Origin of the sequence: Pseudomonas bubulae (assembly GCF_037023725.1) — a bacterium.
GTDB lineage: Bacteria > Pseudomonadota > Gammaproteobacteria > Pseudomonadales > Pseudomonadaceae > Aquipseudomonas > Aquipseudomonas bubulae.
The window spans coordinates 87,282-109,700 of the sequence record NZ_CP146077.1 but is presented as its reverse complement, the minus strand read 5'-3'; the positions used below and the strand labels follow the sequence as shown (position 1 = coordinate 109,700).

The 22,419-nt window shown below is 61.2% G+C and carries 14 protein-coding genes; 6 read left to right on the top strand and 8 right to left on the bottom strand.

Annotated elements, in window-relative coordinates; all coding sequences use genetic code 11:
• Positions 1–92: 92 nt before the first annotated feature.
• Genes V6L81_RS00550 through cbiE form a run of 5 tightly spaced genes read right to left on the bottom strand, consistent with a single transcriptional unit; the run spans position 93 to position 3,765 of the window.
• Complete coding sequence (locus V6L81_RS00550) at positions 93–383, bottom strand: addiction module antidote protein (RefSeq protein WP_095024324.1); 291 nt, start codon at positions 381–383, stop codon at positions 93–95.
• A 3-nt stretch (positions 384–386) separates the two neighbouring features.
• Positions 387–689, bottom strand: coding sequence for a type II toxin-antitoxin system RelE/ParE family toxin (locus V6L81_RS00545; protein ID WP_095020804.1), 303 nt, complete (start codon positions 687–689; stop codon positions 387–389).
• 49 nt (positions 690–738) lie between these two features.
• On the bottom strand, positions 739–1,467 hold the full coding sequence (locus V6L81_RS00540) for a cobalt-precorrin-6A reductase (RefSeq protein ID WP_095025272.1): 729 nt from the start codon (positions 1,465–1,467) through the stop codon (positions 739–741).
• Positions 1,464–2,561 carry a cobalt-precorrin-5B (C(1))-methyltransferase gene (locus V6L81_RS00535; protein ID WP_338660405.1) on the bottom strand — a complete coding sequence of 366 codons (1,098 nt, stop codon included), beginning with the start codon at positions 2,559–2,561 and terminating at the stop codon, positions 1,464–1,466. The genes V6L81_RS00540 and V6L81_RS00535 overlap by 4 nt, the downstream gene beginning before the upstream one ends.
• Complete coding sequence (gene cbiE / locus V6L81_RS00530) at positions 2,554–3,765, bottom strand: precorrin-6y C5,15-methyltransferase (decarboxylating) subunit CbiE (RefSeq protein WP_095017649.1); 1,212 nt, start codon at positions 3,763–3,765, stop codon at positions 2,554–2,556. The genes V6L81_RS00535 and cbiE overlap by 8 nt, the downstream gene beginning before the upstream one ends.
• A gap of 188 nt (positions 3,766–3,953) precedes the next feature.
• Here cbiE and V6L81_RS00525 point away from each other — a divergent pair, with 188 nt between their 5' ends.
• The 6 genes from V6L81_RS00525 (at position 3,954) to cobJ (ending at position 17,470) form a co-directional block, all read left to right on the top strand.
• Positions 3,954–9,173 (top strand): dermonecrotic toxin domain-containing protein, encoded by a 5,220-nt coding sequence (locus tag V6L81_RS00525; RefSeq protein ID WP_338660404.1) that lies wholly within the window; start codon positions 3,954–3,956, stop codon positions 9,171–9,173.
• A gap of 96 nt (positions 9,174–9,269) precedes the next feature.
• Entirely contained in the window at positions 9,270–13,034 is a 3,765-nt protein-coding gene (locus V6L81_RS00520) for a dermonecrotic toxin domain-containing protein (protein ID WP_338660403.1), read from the top strand.
• 90 nt (positions 13,035–13,124) lie between these two features.
• A complete protein-coding gene (gene cobG / locus V6L81_RS00515) occupies positions 13,125–14,456 on the top strand; it encodes a precorrin-3B synthase (RefSeq protein ID WP_338660402.1) in 1,332 nt (443 codons plus the stop codon).
• On the top strand, positions 14,449–15,075 hold the full coding sequence (locus tag V6L81_RS00510) for a precorrin-8X methylmutase (RefSeq protein WP_016783380.1): 627 nt from the start codon (positions 14,449–14,451) through the stop codon (positions 15,073–15,075). Before cobG ends, V6L81_RS00510 begins: the two co-directional genes overlap by 8 nt.
• Positions 15,075–15,806 carry a precorrin-2 C(20)-methyltransferase gene (locus V6L81_RS00505; RefSeq protein ID WP_086798974.1) on the top strand — a complete coding sequence of 244 codons (732 nt, stop codon included), beginning with the start codon at positions 15,075–15,077 and terminating at the stop codon, positions 15,804–15,806. The genes V6L81_RS00510 and V6L81_RS00505 overlap by 1 nt, the downstream gene beginning before the upstream one ends.
• On the top strand, positions 15,803–17,470 hold the full coding sequence (cobJ, locus tag V6L81_RS00500) for a precorrin-3B C(17)-methyltransferase (RefSeq protein ID WP_133144726.1): 1,668 nt from the start codon (positions 15,803–15,805) through the stop codon (positions 17,468–17,470). Before V6L81_RS00505 ends, cobJ begins: the two co-directional genes overlap by 4 nt.
• A gap of 81 nt (positions 17,471–17,551) precedes the next feature.
• Here the strand turns inward: cobJ and V6L81_RS00495 are convergent, their stop codons facing one another.
• From V6L81_RS00495 to purD, 3 genes are all read right to left on the bottom strand, one after another.
• Complete coding sequence (locus V6L81_RS00495; protein ID WP_095001023.1) at positions 17,552–18,148, bottom strand: MarC family protein; 597 nt, start codon at positions 18,146–18,148, stop codon at positions 17,552–17,554.
• A gap of 58 nt (positions 18,149–18,206) precedes the next feature.
• Positions 18,207–20,987, bottom strand: coding sequence for a response regulator (locus V6L81_RS00490; RefSeq protein ID WP_338660401.1), 2,781 nt, complete (start codon positions 20,985–20,987; stop codon positions 18,207–18,209).
• 99 nt (positions 20,988–21,086) lie between these two features.
• Entirely contained in the window at positions 21,087–22,385 is a 1,299-nt protein-coding gene (gene purD, locus V6L81_RS00485) for a phosphoribosylamine--glycine ligase (protein ID WP_095001025.1), read from the bottom strand.
• Positions 22,386–22,419 lie beyond the last annotated feature (34 nt).

Below are 22,419 nucleotides of genomic sequence, written 5' to 3'. Positions count from 1 at the left end.
GAGCGATCAAGGGGCTATTTAGCCTGAATGCTCGGCGTAAGTAAAAAGTGCGGGTGTGGCGAAGTGTCGCGATCGGCCAGTACGCGCAAATTTCAGGCTGCTGTGGCATGCAGCTTGAGCCCCAGCGCCTTCATCACTTTGATGATAGTCGCGAACTCGGGGTTGCCCTTGCTGCCCAGGGCCTTGTACAGGCTTTCACGGCCCAGCCCGGCTTCGCGGGCGATTTGAGTCATGCCTTGGGCGCGGGCGATATCGTTGAGCGCCGCTCGGATCAGACTGCCGTCGCCGGGGTCCTCTTCGAAACAGGCGTCCAGGTAAGCCGCCATATCCTCCGGGGACTTCAGGTAGTCAACGGTATCGAAACGGGTAAGTTGCTCGGTCATGCGTCAGTCCTCATTACCCAGTGTGTGTGCCATTTGTTTTGCGCGTTTTATATCTCGTGTCTGGGTGGTTTTATCGCCGCCAACAAGCAGCAGGTAGAACACTTCGCCTTTGCGGGTGTAATAGACTCGATAACCGGGCCCGCAGTGAATCCGCATTTCGTAAACACCGCCACCGACGCACTCGCAGTCGGCGAAGTGACCCAAACCGGCTGCTTTCAGGCGAGCAAGAATGCGGGCTTGCCCGGTTTTGTCTTTAAGTGCGCCCAACCATTTGGCGAATTCGCGTGTTTGTTCGAAAGTGATCATGGGGCATGATCGTATTCTGAAGGATACACCATCGCCAGCTTTTACACATTCACAAATAATTCCCCTGCGCCAACCCTTCCATCAGCTCCTCGACCGTCCGGAACTCCCGATCCACCTGCGCCAGCGTCGGCCGCTTGAGGATCAACACCGGCACTGCGCGCTCGCGGGCAACTTGCAGCTTGGGTTCGGTGGCGCTGCTGCCGCTGTTTTTGCTGATCAATACGTCGATGCGCCGTTGTGCAAACAACAGGCGTTCGTCATCGATGAGGAACGGCCCGCGTGCGCCAATCACGTCGCAGCGTGCAGTGCCGGGGTAAGCGTCGAGGGCGCGCAGGGTCCAGAACTGCTCTGGCGGAATTTCGTGCAGGTGCTCCAGCGGCTCACGGCCCAAGGTGAACAAGGGGCGCTGGAAGGTGGCGAGCGCTTCCACCAGTTCGCTCCAATCTGCCACTTCACGCCAGTCATCGCCCGTCTGCGCCACCCAGGCCTGGCGGCGCAGCGCCCAGCACGGGATGCCACTGGCAGCAGCAGCGAGGGCCGCGTTATGGCTGATTTTCGCCGCGTAGGGGTGGGTGGCGTCCAGCAGCATGTCGATGCGCTGTTCGCGGATGTACTGCGCCAAACCTTCAGCGCCGCCATATCCGCCCACCCGTACCTCGCAGGTCAGGTCCGTCGGCACCCGGCCAACCCCGGCCAGGCTGTAGACATGCTGCGGGCCCAGGGTACGGGCAATGGCCAGCGCCTCGGTGACGCCGCCCAATAACAAAATACGTTTCATGCAAAGGCTCCGGCGTGACCGACAATCCCGCCCTGGCGGTCGATGGCAAACACTTCGACCTGTACCTGGGCCGGCACCACGCTGCGGGCAAAGTCCAGAGCGTGCTGGCACACCACATCGCCCAACGCGATACCGGCCGCACTGGCCATCGCCAGGGCTTGCTGGCTGGTGTTGGCCTGGCGGATGGCCTCCTGGAGTGGATGGTCGGCCCCGATATCCGCTGCCCATTGGGCCAGTTGCGGCAGGTCGATGCTGGAATGGCGACTGTGCAGGTCCATATGCCCGGCGGCCAGTTTGCTGATCTTGCCGAAACCGCCGCAAATGCTCAGTTTATCCACAGGCACTTTGCGCAGATGCTTGAGCACTGCGCCGACAAAGTCGCCCATTTCGATCAGGGCGATTTCCGGCAAGCTGTAGACCCGGCGCATGGTGTCTTCGCTGGCATTGCCGGTGCAGGCGGCAATGTGCAGGTAACCGTTAGTCTTGGCGACGTCTATGCCCTGGTGGATAGAGGCGATATAAGCCGCGCAGGAAAACGGCCGCACGATGCCGCTGGTGCCCAGGATCGACAGCCCGCCGAGAATCCCCAGGCGCGGGTTCATGGTTTTCAGGGCCAGGGCTTCGCCGTCCTGTACGTTGACAGTCACTTCAAAGCCACCGCCGTAACCCAGTTCGGTGGCAAGTTGCTGCAGGTGCTCGGTGATCATTTTGCGTGGCACCGGGTTGATCGCCGGCTCGCCCACGTTCAATACCAGACCCGGGCGGGTTACGGTGCCGACACCTTGCCCGGCAACAAAGCTAATACCCGGTTCAGGTCGCAAGCGCACCCGTGAATAGAGCAGTGCACCGTGGGTCACGTCGGGATCGTCGCCGGCGTCCTTGATGGTGCCCGCTTCGGCGCCGTCTTGCCACAGACGGCAGAACTCCAGGCGCATTTGCACCTGTTTACCCTTGGGCAAAGTGATTTGCACGGCGTCGTTACACACGCCGCCCAGCAGCAGGCGGGCAGCGGCCAGGCTGGTGGCGGTGGCGCAGCTGCCGGTGGTCAGGCCGCTGCGCAGGGGGGCGGGTTGTTCGGCAGTTTCGTCACGCATCGAGAGGCTTGGTCATGTCCAGAAGGGTAATCGGCAACGCCTGACGCCAGGTGTCGAATTCACCCAGGGGCTGGGCCTGGGCAATATGGATGCGGGTCAGTTCGCCGCCGTGGCGCTCGCGCCAGCTCATCAGCAGCATTTCGCTTTGCAGGGTGACGGCATTGGCCACCAGCCGCCCGCCGGGCTTGAGTCGCTGCCAGCAGGTGTCGAGCACGCCTTCGCGGGTTACGCCGCCACCGATAAAAATCGCGTCCGGGGGCTCCAGACCGTCAAGAGCTTGGGGTGCCTTGCCGCGAATCAGTTGCAGGCCGGGCACACCAAGGGTATCGCGGTTACGTTCGATCAGTTGCTGGCGGCCTTCGTCGGCTTCAATCGCCAAGGTGCGGCAACTCGGCCAGGTACGCATCCACTCGATGCCGATCGAGCCGCTGCCCGCGCCTACGTCCCACAGCAATTGGCCTGGCAGTGGCGCGAGGCGGGCGAGGGTTACGGCGCGCACATCGCGCTTGGTCAACTGGCCATCATGCTCGAACGCGCTGTCGGGCAGCCCACCGATACGTGACAGCGGCCGGGCGCTGGCGTCGGCCAGGCAATCGATGGCGACCAGGTTAAGCGCCGCGACGGGCGGGTCACTCCAGTCGCAGGCGCGGGTGTCGATCCTGCGTTCAGCCTGGCCGCCCAGGTGTTCCAGCACCGTCATGCGGCTGGGACCAAATCCCTGCGCGCTCAGCAGACGGGCGATGATGGACGGGCTGCTGCCATCGTTGCTCAGTACCAGCAGACGTACACCGCTGTGCAGGTGGGCATTGAGGGCGACGACGGGGCGTGCCACTACCGACAGCGTGACTACGTCCTGCAGGGCCCAGCCCATGCGTGCTGCGGCCAGGGAAAAGGACGATGGCGCTGGCAGCACCTGCATTTCATCCCGCGCTACCCGTCGCGCCAGGCTGGCGCCGACACCAAACAGCATGGGGTCGCCGCTGGCCAGTACGCAGGTCGGCGTGTTGCGCAGGGCCAGCACTGGGGCCAGTGAAAACGGGCTCGGCCAGGTCTGGCGCTCGGCGCGAATGCAGGCGGGCAGCAGGTCGAGCTGGCGCTGGCTGCCGATTACGCGGGTCGCGCCCAACAAGGCGCGGCGCGCATTTTTGCCCAGCCCGGCAAAACCGTCCTCACCGATTCCCACAACTGTTAGCCAGGGCGACATGCCGATCCTCTTGATAAACGCCGGGTTGTTCCTCCGCTACCGGGCGAAGGCCCTGCGGATACAGGTGCGCATGATAACGCGCCTTGCACTGCACCAGAGTTCATCTTTACAGGTGGTAGCCGGTTAATGCCGTTGTACCGGAGATTCGGGCCAAGATTTGCCTTCCGTGGGTTCTGAGGCAGTCGCCAGTGACAGATGATCAGCTTGAGCCGGATGACTGGCTCGCCGCCATGCAAACAGGGTATCTGGACAACCTGGCGCGGCTCGATGCCGCGGGGCAACTCACGGCGCAAGAGTTTATCTGTCTGCAGCAGGTCATTGCGGTGCAACCGCAGCATGTCTATGCCCTTGAGCTTGGCGCGGACAACGCCCCGGCCGCCGATCTTGCCGGCCATTTCATCGTAACCCGGGCAGACAGCAACCCGCCAGGCGCATTCCTGTATTCCCCTCTCGGTGGATTGGAGCGCATCGCCAATTCAACCGCGCTGCGCACAACCCTCAAGCGGCGTCTGGCCGACCCGCTGGTACGTGACACCTTGCTGCGCTTTATGCCGATCGAGGTGCGTGAAGACCTGAAAAAACTGCGCTCCCTGAGGATCAGGCGGTGCTTGATTGAAGGTCTGGTATTTGAGCATCGCACACGCTCGTTGCAGGATCTGCGTTTGCACAACCTTGAGTTGTTGAGGGCGCGCCTGCTCGATCTTCCGTCCCTGCGCGGGGTGCTCAATGCCCAGCTCACGCTGGCCCTGGAGCACGAGTTCCAGGGGTTGGGCCTGTCTGCTCAGACGCTGCAGGTCAACAGCTATGCGATGGCGACGGCTGGCAGCCAGCCACCGTTGTCGAGCATGAGCCTTCTGGATCTGGCACTGGCGTACCTGGGCAAAGGCGAGTGGCCGGGCAATCACATCCGCGAGTATCTGAGCCCGACCGTAGCCTTCGATGCAGCTCAAGCACGATCACCCACGCTGGATGTGCGCATGTACCAGTTGGTCAGGGAAATTGTCGGGGGCATTCAGGCCGTGATGCAGCAGCAACTCGAAGCCTGGTGGTATCTGGACATAAAAGGGTTGAGCCTGAGGGTGCTGGCTGTTCAGTTTATGGGCGACCGGTTTTTCAATGAGTTGTTACAGGCTCGTCACGAGGGGCGGATTGATCCCGTGCAGTTCGATGCACTGCTGGCTGTGGGGCGCTCGCGCCTGAATGATGATCGATATGCCCATGGGCAATGGCGGCCCGCCCGGCTGTCATTGCTGGGGCAGGGGGGCGCCAGGGTAGAACTGGCCGGGCTGTTCAGTGTGTCTGTACCGGTCTCCACTCCCGAGCTGTTTTTGTTCAGCGAACAGGCTGCACTTGAGCGCTTTGACAATGACGAGACGCTCAAGGGTCAGGTGCTCGCACGGCTCAAGGAGCCCCGCGACAGAGACAACCTGCTCGGTCATGTGTCACGCGATCAGCGGCCGGTATTGCGCCTTATGCTTGACCCGGTCCTGAGTGTCGAGACCATCGAGGGTGATCTGTTCGAAAACCGTGTGCGCTCCATCATCGACAAGCAGGCGCGGGATTTTACCTTTCTGCTCGGTGCCATACGTGGCAAGGACTGTAATGTGAATGCCGTGGTGGATCACGGGCTGGATGTGCGTGCGCTGCTCGATCCACGCTTGACGGAGCCCAACCAGCAAGGGCGCTGGAGTACCCGGCTGGCGCTTGATGGCCCGGCGACAGCTGCGGCTACGGCAGGTGACAGCGCTACGTTACCTTTGATCCAAAGCAAACTGCAGGTGCTCAACGGGCAGGTAGCCCTGATGCTGCTGGGCCGGCCCGAGCTCAGGGGCTTTGCCCACCGACGGCTCAAGCAGCATCTGGCGTCGCCTGGTTTGAGCCATTTGATCCCCGGGGATCTGGTGCTGCGTATTTATGGCACCGCGGCTTTGCGCAAGCAGTTGGAGCCGTTGCGGGTTGTCCCGCTGGTCGATGCGTTGCTGGATCGGGTCACAGGCTGGAGTCCGCTCCCGGTCGATGGCGCGCGAATACGTCTTGGCGTGCAAAAAAACAGCCCGGACATCAAGCCGATCCATTACCCCGATGGCGCAGCCGTCCTGGCCTTGCTCGACCGCGCTTCTGTGGGCCTCGTTGCGCAATTCATGCAGCAACTGCACGGGTTTTACTATATGGGGATGGCCGCATTGGCGGGTTCGACCGTGATTAGCCGACTGGCCCGGTTCCGGGGCTCGGCGCTGCGTTACGAGGCATTCGTCAGGCAGATGGACGGGCGCCTGGACAGTAACGGGAGTGCCATTGTCAGGGCTGTGCTGGAGCATTCGACCTACCTTGCACGACGGGCGCTCAACGGGTTTATCCCCGATGTCTGCGAGCTGGCGTTAACCCTGCCCGGCAGACGCCCAAGCATCACGCTGCGCAACTGCCTTGTGATGACCGGGCGCGGTGGCACTGACAGCGTCAACTCCGGGCAAGCCGTCTTGTGGACGGCAGCCTGGAGCCTGGAATGTTTCGATTCACTGGCATCATGCCTTGAGACCTTGCAGGCCCGCTTGCGGGATCGTGTTGAACAATGGCATCTGTTGCGCTGTATCAGCTTGCGTGAGCGCGAAAGGGTGCAGGCCGCCGTTGATGTGAAATGGACTGCCAGCGTGATCGACACCGACTGGCTTGAAACCTGCCAGCGCCGGGAGACAGAAAAACACCTCAGTGATATCGGCTTCCTGCTGGAGCGAGGTGTGGTGCAGCAGGTGTCGGCACCGGAACTGGTCAACCAGGTGGATTGCTACTGGTCGGAGCAGGCGCAGTTCAATGTTGACGCAACGCTCGCCGCCGCCCGCCAATGGCAGTTCCGTGAGGGTTTGCCTGACTGGCTCAAGCACGCGGCGACCAGTGACCAGCAAGCCTACGGTCGGATCCTGCTGCGAATTCAACAGGCCGGGAGCGAGGGGTATTCGCAAGACGTGCCCGAGCTGCTCGACTATGCCCGCGAGCGGTTGTTGGCACGCTTGAAGGCTGACTTTCCGGGCGTGGCAATTGACCCGGACAAGGTCGAAATCAGCGTGGTGCAATACAGCGGACCGGCTGGCGGAGAGATCGCCGGAGGCGCAGCAGTCTCCAGGCTGAGGCGATCGCTGACGTATTTTGCCCTGAGTCATTTTTTCAATGTGCACTCTGGCGTGCGCAGCTATCGCTCACTGGGCGAAGAACCTTTGCCTGCGGGGCTGGATGACCACTATGTGAGTGAGCTGGTGCGTTCGCTGGATCTTGGCGAAAGCTATCAGGCCCTGCTGGTCGAAAAACTCACCCCGGGCCATGAGGGTGCTGCACGGCGTCAGGGCTTGTTCTGTCAGCAGCTGCCTGCGCAGGTGCTCGAATACGCGCTGCAAGCCCGAATCAAGGGCGCATTGAGCCAGACGGCCCATGATTTCGTTGAGCATGTACTGAACAGCCCGGACGCCAAAGCCCGCGAACGCTTCAAGGGCATCGAGCTGGTTGTGCGGCCACTGGCTTTTCGCGCCGTAACCGGTCGTCATCCCGACCGGGCGCAGGGCATGTACCTGATTGGTCCGGCTGCTCTGGATAGCGGGCCGCAGGTGTTGTATGTGCTCTACGGCAAGGGGCCTGCGCTTCGAGAGTACAGCAGCCAGTCCGATTTTCTGCATCGGTTGCACGGTTCTGGAGCCTTGCAGGACGAGGTGCTGGAGCGGCTGGAACCCCGGGTTCGTAAAATTTATGAATATGGGGGATTTCGCGAGCCGCATATCGGCTATGTCGATCCGACCTTGAGCTCGCCGCAGGTGGCCAATCCTCCCGCCAGCCTCGATCCCGGCCAGTTGACCGGTAACTGCCTGAACAGGTTGTACGTCGATACCCTCAATGTGCGGCTGGCCCTGGCTCGTACCCAGGCCCGCAGCGCAGCGCAGGCGGACTGGGCTTCCCTTGTGTATCTGCTGTCGCTGCTGGCGGACACTGCTTTGCTGATTCTGCCGGGCAAGCTGAGTGTGCCCTTGATGATCTGGCAGGCCCAGACCAGTGCACAGTCAGCTGTTCAGGCCGTGGCAGATGATCGCTGGGGGCAGGCTGTGTTTGATTTTGCCACGGCGTTGTTGATGATCGCGGGTAGCCATGGCGCACTGAGGCGCACAACCGGGGAACCTCACGTCGTTGCTGCCTTCGAGGCCCCTCTGGAGACCATGACCCGTGAGCAGCAGGCCAGCTTGCGGCCCTATGCGGCCAATCATGTGTCGTTGGATAGTCTGCATGAAGACACTGGCTCCGGGTTGTTTACTGACCCCGAGTCAGGCCACCGCTTTATCGTTCTGGACGGGCAGGTGTTTCAAGTCGCAGCCTGGCAGGATCGATGGCGTATTCATATTGGTGAAGACCGCGATGGCCCTCTGGTCAAACGCAGCCCCCATCAGCGCTGGGTACTCGATCTCAAGGAACCGTTGCCAGGCGGTGGTCAGGCACTGGGCACGCGGTCGGGTACATCGGGGAGCGTTTCGTTTGGCCGGGAGCACACAGTTACGGTCCTGGGCATGCCTGCCATCGAACGTCTGCAGCCACGCAAGGCCCAGGTGATTCGGGAGGCGCACGAACAGGCTATTCGCTATCTGACTGATTGCAGGGAGCATCTGCAATCAGTCGGCTCCGCCAGCCAGCTGAATGCCCAGACCCGGCGCTTTCTTGCCAGGGTGTTCAGTGTGAGCCAAGTCGACGACCCCTTGCTCGACAAGCTCAAACGCATCGTCGACAAACTGCTGACGGCCCTGCAATCCACCGAGTTTTCACCACAGCACTCCAGCCGCTACGGCTTGTACTCACCGCCCAACCCGCGAGAAGTGGCGCGAGTTTCTTCGCTGGGCAGCGTGATCAAACGCAAGACCGTGCTTTTTTCTCAGGGTTACTTCGCCTCGGCCGACGAGATTTTCAGCCTGTCAGTGATGGGGGTGGACGGCCGCGAGTTCGACCGGGTCAAGCATTCGACGGCCACCATTCTGCTCCATGAATTCAGCCACCTGGTCATGGGCACCATTGATATCAATTATCTGGGTGTAAGCCATCCCTTCGAAGAGTTGCTGGTTCCCGAGCGTGACTGGGATGGTCAGATACGTACGCTTAAAAGGCAGATGCAGGATCACCGTTATCGTCAACTGACCACCGAAATTCGCAAGGCAGATCTTTTCAAGGAGAAGTACAGCAACCGGCGCAGTTACCTGCCCCTCCCTTTCAAGCTGGCACACAGCTTGATCCACAAGACTCGCAGCAAAAACATCGAAGAGGTGCGTGACCGGTTTTTCAGTGACCCGGTGTTTCGCGAGAGGGTGATCCTGATGAATGCCGACTCTCAGACGTTGTTGATTACCTGGCTCGGGTACTTCAAACCGGCAACTGTCGCTGTCGTTTGATCCCCCGGAAAGTGCCCGGGTATCTATGTAGTGCCGTTGTCGTCCGGGGGCGCGATAGCGTGTTGTGCATTGTCCGCAAGCGAAGAGAGATCACCCATGAAGGCAATCACTTCCACATTTAATTCCGGCTCTGCATCGAACGAAACCTTCAATGTCCGCCCGATGGCTGCTGGCAACGGCGGGCAGGCCGAGGGGCTGGTGATGCAGTTAATGAACATCGCTTCCCAGGTTGATGAATTGTTGCGGCCATGGCCTGCACCGTTTTCGTATGCGTATTCAAGGCTGGTGAAAGCGCTGGCCCGCGCGGGGCATGACGTGCTGGAGCTCGACCGTATGCGGTTACGGGTCGCTGGCTTGCGTGAGCCGGTGTCGCTGATGGAAGCATTGTTGCAACAGGTCACCGGACTACAGCCGCTGCCGCGTGATCCCGAAAGAATAGAGGCGGGCCTGCACTTGCTGGATACCCCGGATCTCAATCCACCCAAGCCACTTTCAGGCAGTGAACTAATCAACGTCATGGATCAGGCCGCAGCGGGGTTTTTCCAGGGGTATGTCAATCAGCTCCGTGCGTTTTTCTATACCCCGGCCCCACCGCCGAGGGCCGATACGTTGATCGACAGGCTGTGTACCCTGAGGTTGGCGATGCTACGGGCCGAATTGCAGCTGATGCAATCGGGCAACCGGCTTTCAGCGGCGGACCTGGCGGTGCTGGGCGCGGTGCTGAGCCAGCCGGTGAGCGCCCGGCGTCGAGCATTGGCAGGGTTTGTTCCCGATGTGTTTGCCATTGCACTATCAATCAATGGCGCACAGGCCGGGCTGGATATCGTCAACTGTCTGTTGTTCACCGAGCGCGGTGGTCAGCAGCCTGCAACTGCCGGCCGGGCCATATTCTGGAGCGCGGGTTCGGGGTTCGAAGGCTTTGCGTCGGTGGGCGAGTGCACCACCCAACTGCAAGCTCGCCTGGCGGACAAGGCACGGCGCTGGGAACTGCTGAGCCATGTCAGCACGGGCACGCAGCCGCAGGTTACGGCCTGGCTGGACAGCACCGCTAACGGGAAAATTGGCGGGCTTCAATTCGAACGTGTTGAACACGACTTTGTCCGAGAGACCCAGCTACGGGCTATTGCCAAGGTGCTGGCGGACGCCGGCTTTGCCTGCCGTACGGCTCAAGCCATCCCCTTGTCGGCGCAAGCCTTTGAAAATCTTATCCACAGTGAACTGGTACAAGGTCGGGCAGGGCTGGTGTTGGAACCTGTGGTTGAAATGGCGCGCCTGCAAGCGTTTGAGGCGGCAATACCGCAGTGGTTGAAAAACGCCTCGAAGGCAGACAAGTTGGCTTATGCCGGGTTGTTGCAGCGCTATCCAGGGGCAGGGCAGGAACAGCAAAACTACCTGCATGATATCCCGCCGCTTGCCGAGTACGCCCGCGCGTTACTGAAACTGCGTCTGGAGCTCGACTTCGCGGGGCAGGCGCCAGACCCGGATGCGATCGAGGTGGTGATCGACACCTATGTGCCTTCCCCGGTACCGGTTGGTAGCACGCCCTCTTTTATGCCAGCGGCGACGACGCGCACTGTTCAGACCCTCACGCAATTTTCGCTTAACGGTTTTTACCGGCTCAATGCAGGCGCGATTTCCTTGCGAGCCCCTAATGGCAGTGCGTTGCCGACGGCCTTGAATGCGACGTATGTAAAACGACTGACCCGACAACTGGAAATCGGCGCGCATTACCGTGCTTTGTTGCAAGACAAGCTGGCGCCCGGAAAACCGGGGGTGACCTTGCGCCAACAACAATTCTCCGAGCAGCTCTCGCTGCAGGTGATGGAACAGGCCCTGCGGGAAAAACTGATCGACCCTGGCCAGGAGATGGCGTATCGGTACATACAGCAGGTCATCAACATGCCAGATGGAGCGGCCCGCCTGACGTTGGACAGAATGCCGATCATCGTCCGGCCATTTGAGCTGGTAGCCGAGCCCGAAGCCGATCCTGATCGGGCCAGGGGGCTCTACATCATTGGGCCTGTGGAGTCAGGCGCCGGGCCGCAGATCCTGTGGGTCAACTACAGCGAGCGCTTTACATTCAAAGCGTACAACAACGAAGCCGCCTTGCTCGACGACCTGCGTATCAACACGGACCTGCAGGCGCTGGTGCTCCAGCGTCTTGAGCCCGAGGCCCGTAAAACCTACAACTATGGCGGTTTTGTGGAGCCCCATATCCCGCAGTATGTGGACGCGTCCCTCGGCAGTTTCATGCTCAGGCCGGCCCCCCCGACCCTGGCGCCAAGGCCCGTCGCGGGCAATCTGTTTGAACAGTTGTATGTCGACAACTACCACCTGTTGTTGGACATGGCCGCCGCCCAGTCGAAGACCTCCGCCGAAGCCGACTGGGAGTCATTCAAGTACCTGTTTTCGTTGATTGCATCGACTGCGTTGATGTTTTTGCCTGCCAGGCTGAGTATTCCCATGGTGGTCTGGCAAACGGCGGGTTTTGTGCAGCAGGGTTTCGAGGCCGCGCAAAAAGGCGAGTGGGGCGAAGCCGTGGCTGATTTTGCCTCGTCGCTGGCACAGATAGGCAGTGGTTATCTGACACTGCGCCAACTGAAAACAGTGACTCCGACAGTCTTGCGTCAGCCGCAGTCCGAAGCGGCGGTGCACCTCACGCCTGAGCAGGAGATCGGCCTGCAGCCCTTTCAGGCCAATGATGTGGCCTTGCTGGAGCTCAAGCAGGACAGCCTGACCCGGTTGTACCGTCACCCGGGCACAGGTCTTCACTATGTGCTGCTGGGCGGGCATGTTTTTCAGGTGCAGGCCTGGCGCGAGCGCTGGCGCATTTTTATCGGAGAAGGCCGCGAAGGGCCGCTGGTGAAAATCAACGAGCGTGAGCATTGGGAGCTTGATCTCAAGGAACCGTTACTGGGGGGCGGCCCTGTACTGTCGACCACGGCTTCGATATCCGACCGCCTGACCCATGAGATGCAGGCCATCGGCATGGCCAGCATTGAGCGGCGCTTTCCTGACAAGGCACAGGCCATTCGCGAGGCCCATGCCCAGGCCGTCACCTACCTGCAGCGCAGTCAAAGCGCCCTGCACACCTTGCTCGAACCGGGGACGCAGAATGCCCGGAACCGGGCGTTGATACAGACGTTCTTTGATGTGGAGCACGTTGATCAGCCGTTGCTTGACCGACTCAATGAAACGATCGGGCCCCTGCTTGCGAGGTTTTTGCATCCCGATCTGTCGCCGCTGACTTCCAGTAAATACGTGGTCTGCCGCTCCCGGTTCAACGACAAGGCCGTCGCCTGGATTCACCGCTGGGATTTGCACAAGCGCCTGTACTTGAGTGAGCATTTTTTCAGCACTCTATTTGAAACACCCAACGCCTTGAGCCAGGCATTTGTGAAAGCCACCCAGCCACCTTTCAGGACCAACGTGCATTATCGGGCGGCCTTTATGCTGCATGAGATCAGCCATCAGGCGCTTGATACCGAGGACATCAACTATCTGAATCCCGGCTTTCCTTACGAGGACCTGCTGGATGAATCAACCCCCCTGGGCAGCCAGATCAAGTCGTTTAACCAGATCGTCCAGAGTTGCCATTCACCCTATATCTCGACCGAGCACCTGTTTCAGCAATTTGATCCTGAAGAGCGCACCTGGGCGGATATACCCGCTAACCCGGGCAAGGCCAAAATCAAGGCGCTTAGCGGTGTCAGGACCCTTGAGCAAGCGCGGCCGATCTTTAAACACGATGCTCGTAAACGCATTGACCTCATGCTGGCCAATGCCGATTCCGTGGTGTTGTTGATCACCCGTCTGGGCCGGGATCATCCACAACTGCCCGAGGTTAATACACGGGAGTAGTCATTCCGTCCGGCAGGCTTTTCATGCACTCGCCCAAAGCAGGCATAATGCGCGACCTGCAATAGCGTATTGCCTGCTCTGGATAGCTCCTTGAACTTGCCACCTGAACTTTCTGTCACGACGCCTGTGCGCCCCTCGGCTTGCCCGGGGTTACTGCGTATCGTCCAGGCAATGGATGGCGGTATCTGTCGGGTCAAGCTGGATGGCGGCGCGATTAACGCCGATCAGGCTCGCACGGTGGCAGATGTGGCTCAGCGGTATGCCAGTGGTGTGATCGAAGCGACCAACCGTGGCAATTTGCAAATCCGTGGTGTGGGGCCGCAGCACAGTGCATTGATTGCGCCCTTGCTGGCGGCCGGGCTTGGGCCTGCTACTGCCGCCGGTGACGACGTGCGCAACTTGATGCTCAGCCCGAGTGCCGGCATTGATCTGCAGATGCATATCGATACGTGGCCGCTGGCCCGGCAGATACTGGCCAGCCTGCAAAGCACGCCAAGGTTCACCGAGCTGTCGGCCAAGTTCGCCGTGCAACTGGATGGCGGCGAGGCCCTGGCCATGCTGGAGCATCCGCATGATCTGTGGTTGTCGGCATTTGTGCGTAATGGCCAGACGCTGTTGGCTTTTGGCCTGGCCGGGTGCCCGGCGCACGATTGCGCGTTGGCAGCCGTACCCGTGGAGTACGGGCATGAGCTGGTGTTGGCCGTGCTGATGCAGTTTCTGGATCTGGCGCGACCTGAGCAAACCCGCATGCGTCATCTGCTGGAGGAGGTCACCACTGAGTCATTTGTCGGGCAGCTGGCACAGCGAATCAGCGTGGCACTGTTGCCTGCTGGCGACTGGCAGTGCAGGGCCATCTCGGCGTCCATGCACCTCGGCATTTGGCCACAGCAAGCGCCTGGTCGGGTCTATATCGGCGGGGCGCCGGCACTGGGGCGGCTGGATGCGGCGATGCTCACGGGGTTGGCCGAGCTGGCCGAGCGCTACGGCGATGGCACTTTACGGTTCACGCCATGGCAGAGCGTCTTGTTGCCCAACATAGCGGCCGCTCAGGCCGCTGCGGTGATGAGCCAGTTGATGGTGCTCGGCTTGATCGTAGAGGCTGGCAACCCGCTGGCGCATCTGGTGGCCTGTACCGGCTCCAGTGCCTGTGCCAAAGGGCTGGCCGACACGAAGCATGATGCCCGTCAGTTGGCCGCGTTGCTGCCAAAGCCTTTGAATATTCACCTGACCGGCTGCCAGCGCTCCTGCGCGGCAGCCCACGTCGCGCCGGTCACTTTACTGGCCGTGGCGCCCGGTCATTACGACCTCTATTTACGCACCCCGGAGCACGCCGGTTTCGGTGTTCTGCGCGAGCGCAATCTTACAATTGAAGCGGCGGGCGCCTGGCTTGAGGCCCGCCAATGGAGCAACACCGATGATTGATTACATCCGCGATGGTCAAGAGATCTATCGCAATTCGTTCGCCATTATTCGTGCCGAGGCCAACCTCGACAGCATCCCGGCGGATCTCGAAAAACTGGCCGTGCGTGTGATCCACGCCTGCGGCATGGTCGATGCCATTGAAGACCTGCGTTTTTCGCCGGGTGCCGGCAAGGCCGGGCGTGATGCGCTGGCGGCAGGTGCTGCCATTCTGTGCGATGCGCGGATGGTTTCCGAAGGCGTCACCCGTACCCGTTTGCCGGCCAACAACCCGGTGATCTGCACCCTGCGCGAAGAAGGCGTACCTGAGCTGGCGCTGGAGAAGGGCAACACCCGTTCGGCGGTGGCCCTTGAGCATTGGCGCCCGTACCTGGAAGGCAGTGTGGTGGTGATTGGAAACGCGCCCACCGCGCTGTTTTACCTGCTGGAAATGATCGATGCCGGCGCTCCCAAGCCGGCACTGATCCTGGGCTTCCCGGTGGGCTTTGTCGGCGCCGCGGAATCCAAGGCCATGCTTGCGGCAGACAGCCGTGGCGTGCCGTTTGTGATCATGCAAGGCCGCCGTGGCGGTAGTGCGATGGCGGCTGCGGCCGTCAACGCCCTGGCCACGGAGATCGAATAATGGCGCAACCAGGACGTTTGATCGGTTTGGGCGTAGGCCCCGGCGACCCTGAGCTGATCACGGTTAAAGCCCTGCGCCTGCTGCGCGAATCGCCGGTGGTGGCGTATTTCGTGGCCAAGGGCAAGAAGGGCAATGCGTTCGGCATCATCGAAGCCCATCTGCAAGACGCGCAAACCCAGATGCCGCTGGTGTACCCGGTGACCACCGAGGTGTTGCCGGAGCCGTTGTCCTACGAGCAGGTGATCAGTGATTTCTACGATCAGGCTGCGGTTGAAGTGGCCGTGCATCTGGATGCCGGCCGTGATGTGGCAGTGATCTGCGAAGGTGATCCGTTCTTCTACGGCTCCTATATGTACCTGCACGACCGTCTGGCCCAGCGTTTTGAAGCACAAGTGGTACCGGGCGTGTGCTCGATGCTGGGCGGCGCTTCGGTATTGGGCGTGCCGTTGGTGTATCGCAACCAGAGCCTGTCGGTGCTCTCGGGTGTGCTGCCCCACGAAGAACTCAAGTCGCGGCTGGCGGTTGCCGATGCGGCAGTGATCATGAAGCTGGGGCGCAACTTTCATAAAGTGCGCGAAGTGCTGGGCGAGCTGGGGCTGGCCGAGCGGGCGTTGTATGTCGAGCGCGCCACCATGAGCAATCAGAAGATCGTGCCGCTCAATGAAGTGGAACCGATGTCTTCGCCGTATTTCTCGCTGATTATCGTCCCAGGCGAAAGGTGGCAGGGTTGAGTCGCCCGGCACCGGCCATTGTCATTCTGGGCAATGGCAGCCTGGACACTGCACGCCGTATCCAGCAGTTGCTGCCCGGCGCTTCTGTCCTCGGGCTGGCAGGGCGGGTAGACGGCGGTGATCGCAGTTACAGCGATTTCGGCGACACCCTGCGTCAGCTTTATCAGCAGGACACACCGATTATTGCGCTATGCGCTGCGGGTATTGTGATCCGCACGCTGGCGCCGTTGCTGCTGGAAAAAGGCGCCGAGCCACCGGTACTGGCGGTTGCCGAAGACGCCAGCGCGGTGGTGCCGTTGCTGGGCGGGCTGGGTGGGGTGAATGATCTGGCGCGGGTCATTGCGGCGGGTCTGGGCATTGCTCCGGCGATCACCACCAGCGGCGAACTGCGCTTTGGCACCTGTCTGCTCAATCCGCCTGCGGGCTATGTGCTGGCCGATCTGGAGCTGGGCAAACGCTTTGTTTCGGACCTGCTGGCCGGCGAATCAGTACGTATCGAAGGCGATGCGCCTTGGCTGGCGCGGGCGCAACTGCCCGAAAGCGGGCAGGCGCGTCTGGCGATCCATGTGGGCAGCGCCGAGCGCCTGCCAGTGGCAGACGAGTTGCTGATTTATTCGCGCAATGTACTGGCGCAGGTGTGTGCCGAGGTTTCGCCACAGTCAATCCTCGAATCGTTGTACCAGGCCGGGCTGGCACGTCAGTCGCTGGCGTGCATCGTCGCACCGGAAACCTTGATGGCCAGTGCAGCGCTGCGTGAAACGGCCCTTGAGCTGGCGGTGCCGTTGCGGTTTGTGGGCAGCGATGCAGCGTTGCTGCCTGTTGCCTGGTGTGAACCGGGCAATGGCGTGGTGCTGGGTGTTGCCGCGGCGCCGCTGGAACCTGAAACGATTGGCCGGGCCCGTGGCCGTCTGGCTGTAATTGGCCTGGGCCCCGGCGCTGCCGAACTGATGGTGCCTGCGGTCAAGGCCGAGCTGGCGCGGGCCAATGATGTGCTGGGTTATGAAACCTATGTGCGTATGGCCGGCCCGTTCCGCGACGATCAGGTGATGCATTGCACCGATAACCGCGAAGAGATGCAGCGTGCCCGCCACGCCTTCGAGCTGGCGGCGCAGGGGCGTTCGGTGGTGGTGGTGTCTTCGGGGGACCCTGGGGTTTTTGCCATGGCCGCGGCCGTGCTCGAAGCCTTGCATGAGTCTGTGGACCCGCAGTGGCACAGCGTCGATCTGGAGATCCTGCCGGGTGTGTCAGCTTCACTGGCAACGGCCGCGCAGGCCGGGGCGCCGCTGGGGCATGACTTCTGCGTGATGTCGCTGTCGGACAACCTCAAGCCGTGGAGCATTATTGAGAAGCGTCTGGACCTGGCTTGCGAGGCGGATCTGGCGTTGGCGTTCTACAACCCGATTTCCCGTTCACGGCCATGGCAGCTGGGCGTTGCGCTGGATATCGTCAGGCGCCATCGCACGCCGCAAACGCCGGTGGTGCTGGGTCGTGACATTGGCCGTCCGGGCCAGACCCTGCGCACCCTGACCCTGGGCGAGTTGACCCCGGAGCAGGTGGATATGCGCACCATGGTGCTGGTGGGGTCGTCGACGACGTGCACCTTTGCCCGTGCTGACGGCATGCAATGGGTGTACACGCCGCGCTGGTATGGCGAAAAACCCTGAGCCCTGTGGGGGCGAGCCTGCTCGCGAAGCGGCTGTCAGAGCCTTTCGCGAGCAGGCTCGCTCCCACAGTTCTATGTGTTTTCAGGGGACCATATAGCCCCTGATCCCGGTAAAGATGATCTGCGCTGCAAGGGCGCAGACAAACAGGCCCATCAGGCGGCTGACGATCTGCAAGCCCTGCTCACCGAGAATCCGTTCGATGCGGTTGGACAGGTAAAGCACCACGCCCACCGTCAGGCTGGCCAGGGCAATACTGACAATCGCCATCAGCTTGTCATCCCAGTGGGGCTGGCTGACACCCATGACCAGCAACGCACCGATCGTGCCGGGCCCGACAGTGAGCGGGATGGTCAAGGGCACAATCGTCACGTCCTGCTGCACATTGTCTGTTTGCACCGCAGACTTGCCTTGGGCCATGCCCAGCGCCGAGATAAACAGCACGCTGCCGGCACCGATGCGGAATGCATCGACGGTGATGCCGAAGACGCTGAAGATCGTGCGCCCGAACAGGTACAGCAATACACTGGAGATCAGCGTGGCCAGGGCCACTTTCCAGGCCAGCCGGCGGCGTTCCTTGTTCGAGTAACCCCGGGTCAGGCTGATAAAGCACGACAGCACGAAAAACGGGCTGTAAAGCACCAGCATCTTCAAGTACACACTGAACAGCACATGGAGCATGGTCTGAGCTCACATCGATAGGGGGCGCCGAAAGTCTATCAGGGGGATTGGCTGTCTGTTAGGACAGTTGCGTACGGGATTGACGCAGCTCACGTTGTTCGACCCAAAACTCCACCAGTTCGCGCAGTTGCGACAGCTCCACGGGTTTGGACATATGCCCGTCCATACCGGCCTGCCGGGCGCGTTCCTTGTGTTCGGTAAGGATGTGGGCGGTCAGGGCGACAACCGGAGTTCGTACCCGCTGGTGGCTGACTTCCCAGGCGCGCAACTGCTCGGTGGCGGAAAATCCGTCGAGTACCGGCATTTCACAGTCCATCAGCACCAGGTCATAGCGCTGGGTCTTCATCGCCTTGAGCGCTTCGGCACCATTGCAGGCCGTGTCCGGGTTCAGGTTGAGCTTGCCCAGCATGCCGCGGATAACCTTGGTCGAGATGTTGTTGTCTTCGGCCACCAGAATGCGGAAGTCGCCGGGCACGGAGACCGCAACGGCAGCGGGGCCATTGGCGGTGGTTTGTGCGGCGGCATGGCCTTTGTTGCGCTGGGTCAGTTCGTCCGCCAGGGTGGTCTTGAGGGTGTAGCCGGCCACCGGCTTGGCGAGGATGCGCTTGATCCCGCAGTTACGCGCAATGATCTTGCTAGGGGCATTACTGATACCGGTGAGCATGACCAGCAGGATGTCGTGGTTCAGGCTCGGGTCTTCCTTGATCTTGGCGGCCAGTTGCATGCCGGTCATGCCGGGCATGTTCTGGTCCAGCAGGACGATGTCGAAGTAGTCTCGCAAGTGCGCCTTGGTGCGCAGCAAGGCCAGGGCTTCCTTGCCCGAGGCGGCGGCGCTGACATTCAAGCCCCAGGCGGAGCATTGCTGCACCAGCACTTTGCGGCAGGTGTCGTTGTCGTCCACCACCAGTACCCGCGCGCCTTTGAGCGGGCTGTCGAGGTCCGAGGTTGGGTGTTCCAGGTGTTGCGGGTCCAGGGGCAGGGTCAGCCACAGGTTGCTGCCGGTGGTTTGACCGGACTTTATGCCGAATTCGCCGCCCATCAGCATGATCAGCTGGCGGGCGATCACCAGCCCCAGGTGGCCGCCAAGGCGGGTTGCGGCAAGGAAGTTCTTGCTGTGCAGTTCGGCGTGCAACAGGGCGTCACGCTCCTGCTCATCCATCGGCTGGCCGGAGTCCTGGATGGCAATGCGCAAGCGTGGCGGGCCATTGCGCTCCTCAAGGGCCACGACGATCAGGATCTCACCCTCGTCGGTCTTTTTCAGGGAGCTTTCGAGCAGGCTGAGCAGGGTCTGGCGCAGGCGTGTGGGGTCGCCGCTGATCACCCGTGGCACTTGTGGCTGGATAAAGCTGATGAGTTCGACGTTCTGCTGTTCGGCCTTGGTGCGGGAGATGCTCAGGCAATCCTCGATCAGGGCATTGAGGTCGAACTGCACGTCATCCAGTTCGATCTGCCCTGACTCAAGCTTGGAGATGTCGAGGATTTCGTTGATCAGCGTCAGCAGCTCATTACCGGCGCTGTGGATGGTCTGTACGTAGTCGCGCTGCTTGACCGAAAGCGGTGTGCCCAGCAGCAGCTCGGTCATGCCCAGCACGCCGTTCATGGGGGTGCGGATTTCATGGCTGATCTTGGACAGGAACTCGGCCTTGGCATTGACTTCGGCCGTGCTGGCCGCCAGTTCGCGGCTGATGCTGAACTGGGCCTGGGTGATGCTGCGGTTGCGTTCGCTCAGGGCGAAGCTCATCAGCAAGCCGCTGATGCACACCACGCACATCAGCGCCAGCACCAGCTCCTGCGGTGCGATGAGGGTCAGGCCCAGCAGCGCCGGGAGAATCACCAGGGTGCCGATATTGAAAATCACCATCGCCATGGCAAACATGCGTGCCGGTTTGTAGCCCTTTTGCCAGTGGTAAACCGATACGGCCAGAATGCTGACACTTGCCAGTCCGACCAGGGCATAGGTAATGAGGTTTAGCGGCAGGTTGTCGATAAACAGCAGCAACAGGCCACCGAGGGCGATAATAAGAATGTCCAGCAGCAGCAGTTTGAGCAGCCGATGGGCACCGCGACTCGCGAAAAAACTATAGGTGAACATCAGCCCGCACGGGGCGGTCAGCAGCAGTGTCAGGTAGGCGCCCGGGGTTTGCAGGCTGTGCCACTGCCCCAGCCAGGGGTCGAGCAGGTTCAGGAACAACACTGAACTGGCCATGAGCAATGCTTCGCAGATCGCCAGCCACAGGCTGCTGGGTGAGCGGCTGAAGGCAAAGCGCACAATGTTGTGCAGCAACAGCATCGTCATGCAGCCCAGCAACAGGCCATAGAGCAGGGGCTTGCTCTGGCTGGCGGCCAGCATCACGGCAGTGTCGAGAGTAATGTGGGGGCGCAGCTGGTGGTCAGAGACCATGCGCAGGTAAACATCCAGCGGTTCGGCGCTTTGCGGCAGGGGCAGCAGGTAGTCACTGCTGGGCACCGGTTTGCGGTTGGTGGGCAATGCCGAGCCGGTGTTGATTTCGCTGATCAGTTTTTGATCATCGAATACATACATGTCCAGGCGCGCCAGGTCAGGGGCAAACAGCCGCAGGATCTGCTCGTGCTTGTCGGGTTGCAGGCGTACGCGCAGCCACAAGGCTTCGCCGGGTTCAGCAGCACCAATGCGGTCAAGGTCGACAGGGCTGAACTGGCTGGACAGGCGAGGGGAGCGTACATCGCTCAGTTGCAGGCTGGCCTGCGGGTCTGACAGAACAGACCAACTGGTCGCTGTAGCGGCTTGCGCAGGCATCATGCCAAGCACAGTGGCCAGTAGGGCGGCGGTAAAAGCTATGGCGATCCTGAGCCAGCGCACGGCGAAATCCCTTCATGGATTGAAGCTAGACGGTAACTATGCGCGGGCCTGGAACGGTTAGGCAAGGGCGCAGACGCCCCGCCTATCCGTATGGAGTGTTTACTCCTGAGGTTCACCACGTTCGCGAGCAATGGCACGGTAGCCGATATCGTTACGGTAGAAGCAACCCTCCCACTCGATGGCCTTGGCCAGCTCGTAAGCCTTGTGCTGTGCCGCTTCTACGGTGTCGCCCATGGCGGTTGCGCACAACACGCGACCCCCCGAGGTCACCACCTCACCGGCTTGATTGAGTGCAGTGCCGGCATGGAACACTTTGCCTTCCAGCTTGGCGGCTGCGTCCAGACCCTGGATGACAGTACCTTTGGCGTAATCGCCAGGGTAGCCGCCGGCGGCAAGCACGATACCCAGGCTCGGGCGCGGATCCCATTGCGCTTCAACCTTGTCCAGCGCTTGAGCCAGAGCCGCTTCAACCAGCAGTACCAGGCTCGATTGCAGGCGCAGCATCACCGGTTGGGTTTCCGGATCGCCGAAGCGGCAGTTGAACTCGATCACTTTCGGGTTACCGGCCTTGTCGATCATCAGCCCTGCGTACAGGAAACCGGTGTAGACGTTGCCTTCTTCGGCCATGCCACGCACGGTTGGCCAGATGACCAGGTCCATGACGCGCTGATGAACGTCAGCGGTGACCACCGGGGCAGGAGAGTAAGCGCCCATGCCTCCGGTGTTCGGGCCGGTGTCGCCGTCGCCGACACGCTTGTGGTCCTGGCTGGTGGCCATCGGCAATACGTTCTTGCCGTCGACCATCACGATAAAGCTGGCTTCTTCGCCGTCGAGGAACTCTTCGATCACCACGCGCGAGCCGGCTTCGCCAAAGGCGTTGCCTGCGAGCATGTCACGCACGGCGTCTTCGGCTTCGGCCAGGGTCATGGCGACGATAACGCCTTTACCTGCGGCCAGGCCGTCAGCCTTGATCACGATCGGCGCGCCGACTTTCTGCAGGTAAGCCAGAGCCGGTTCGATTTCGGTGAAGTTCTGGTAGTCGGCGGTCGGGATCTTGTGACGCGCCAGGAAGTCTTTGGTGAACGCCTTGGAGCCTTCCAGCTGGGCAGCGCCAGCGGTCGGGCCGAAGCAGTCCAGGCCACGGGAGCGGAACAGGTCAACCACACCGGCAACCAGCGGGACTTCCGGGCCCACGATGGTCAGGGAAACGTTTTTCTCGGCAAAGTCTGCCAGTTGCTCAAGGGCCAGCACGTCGATGGCGACGTTCTCGCATTTGGCTTCAATGGCGGTGCCGGCGTTGCCCGGGGCAACGAATACTTTGGCGACACGTGGGTCCTGAGCTACTTTCCAGGCCAGTGCGTGTTCGCGGCCACCGCTGCCAATGATCAAAACATTCATTTCAAAAACCTCGGATGACGCTGAATTCTGATGA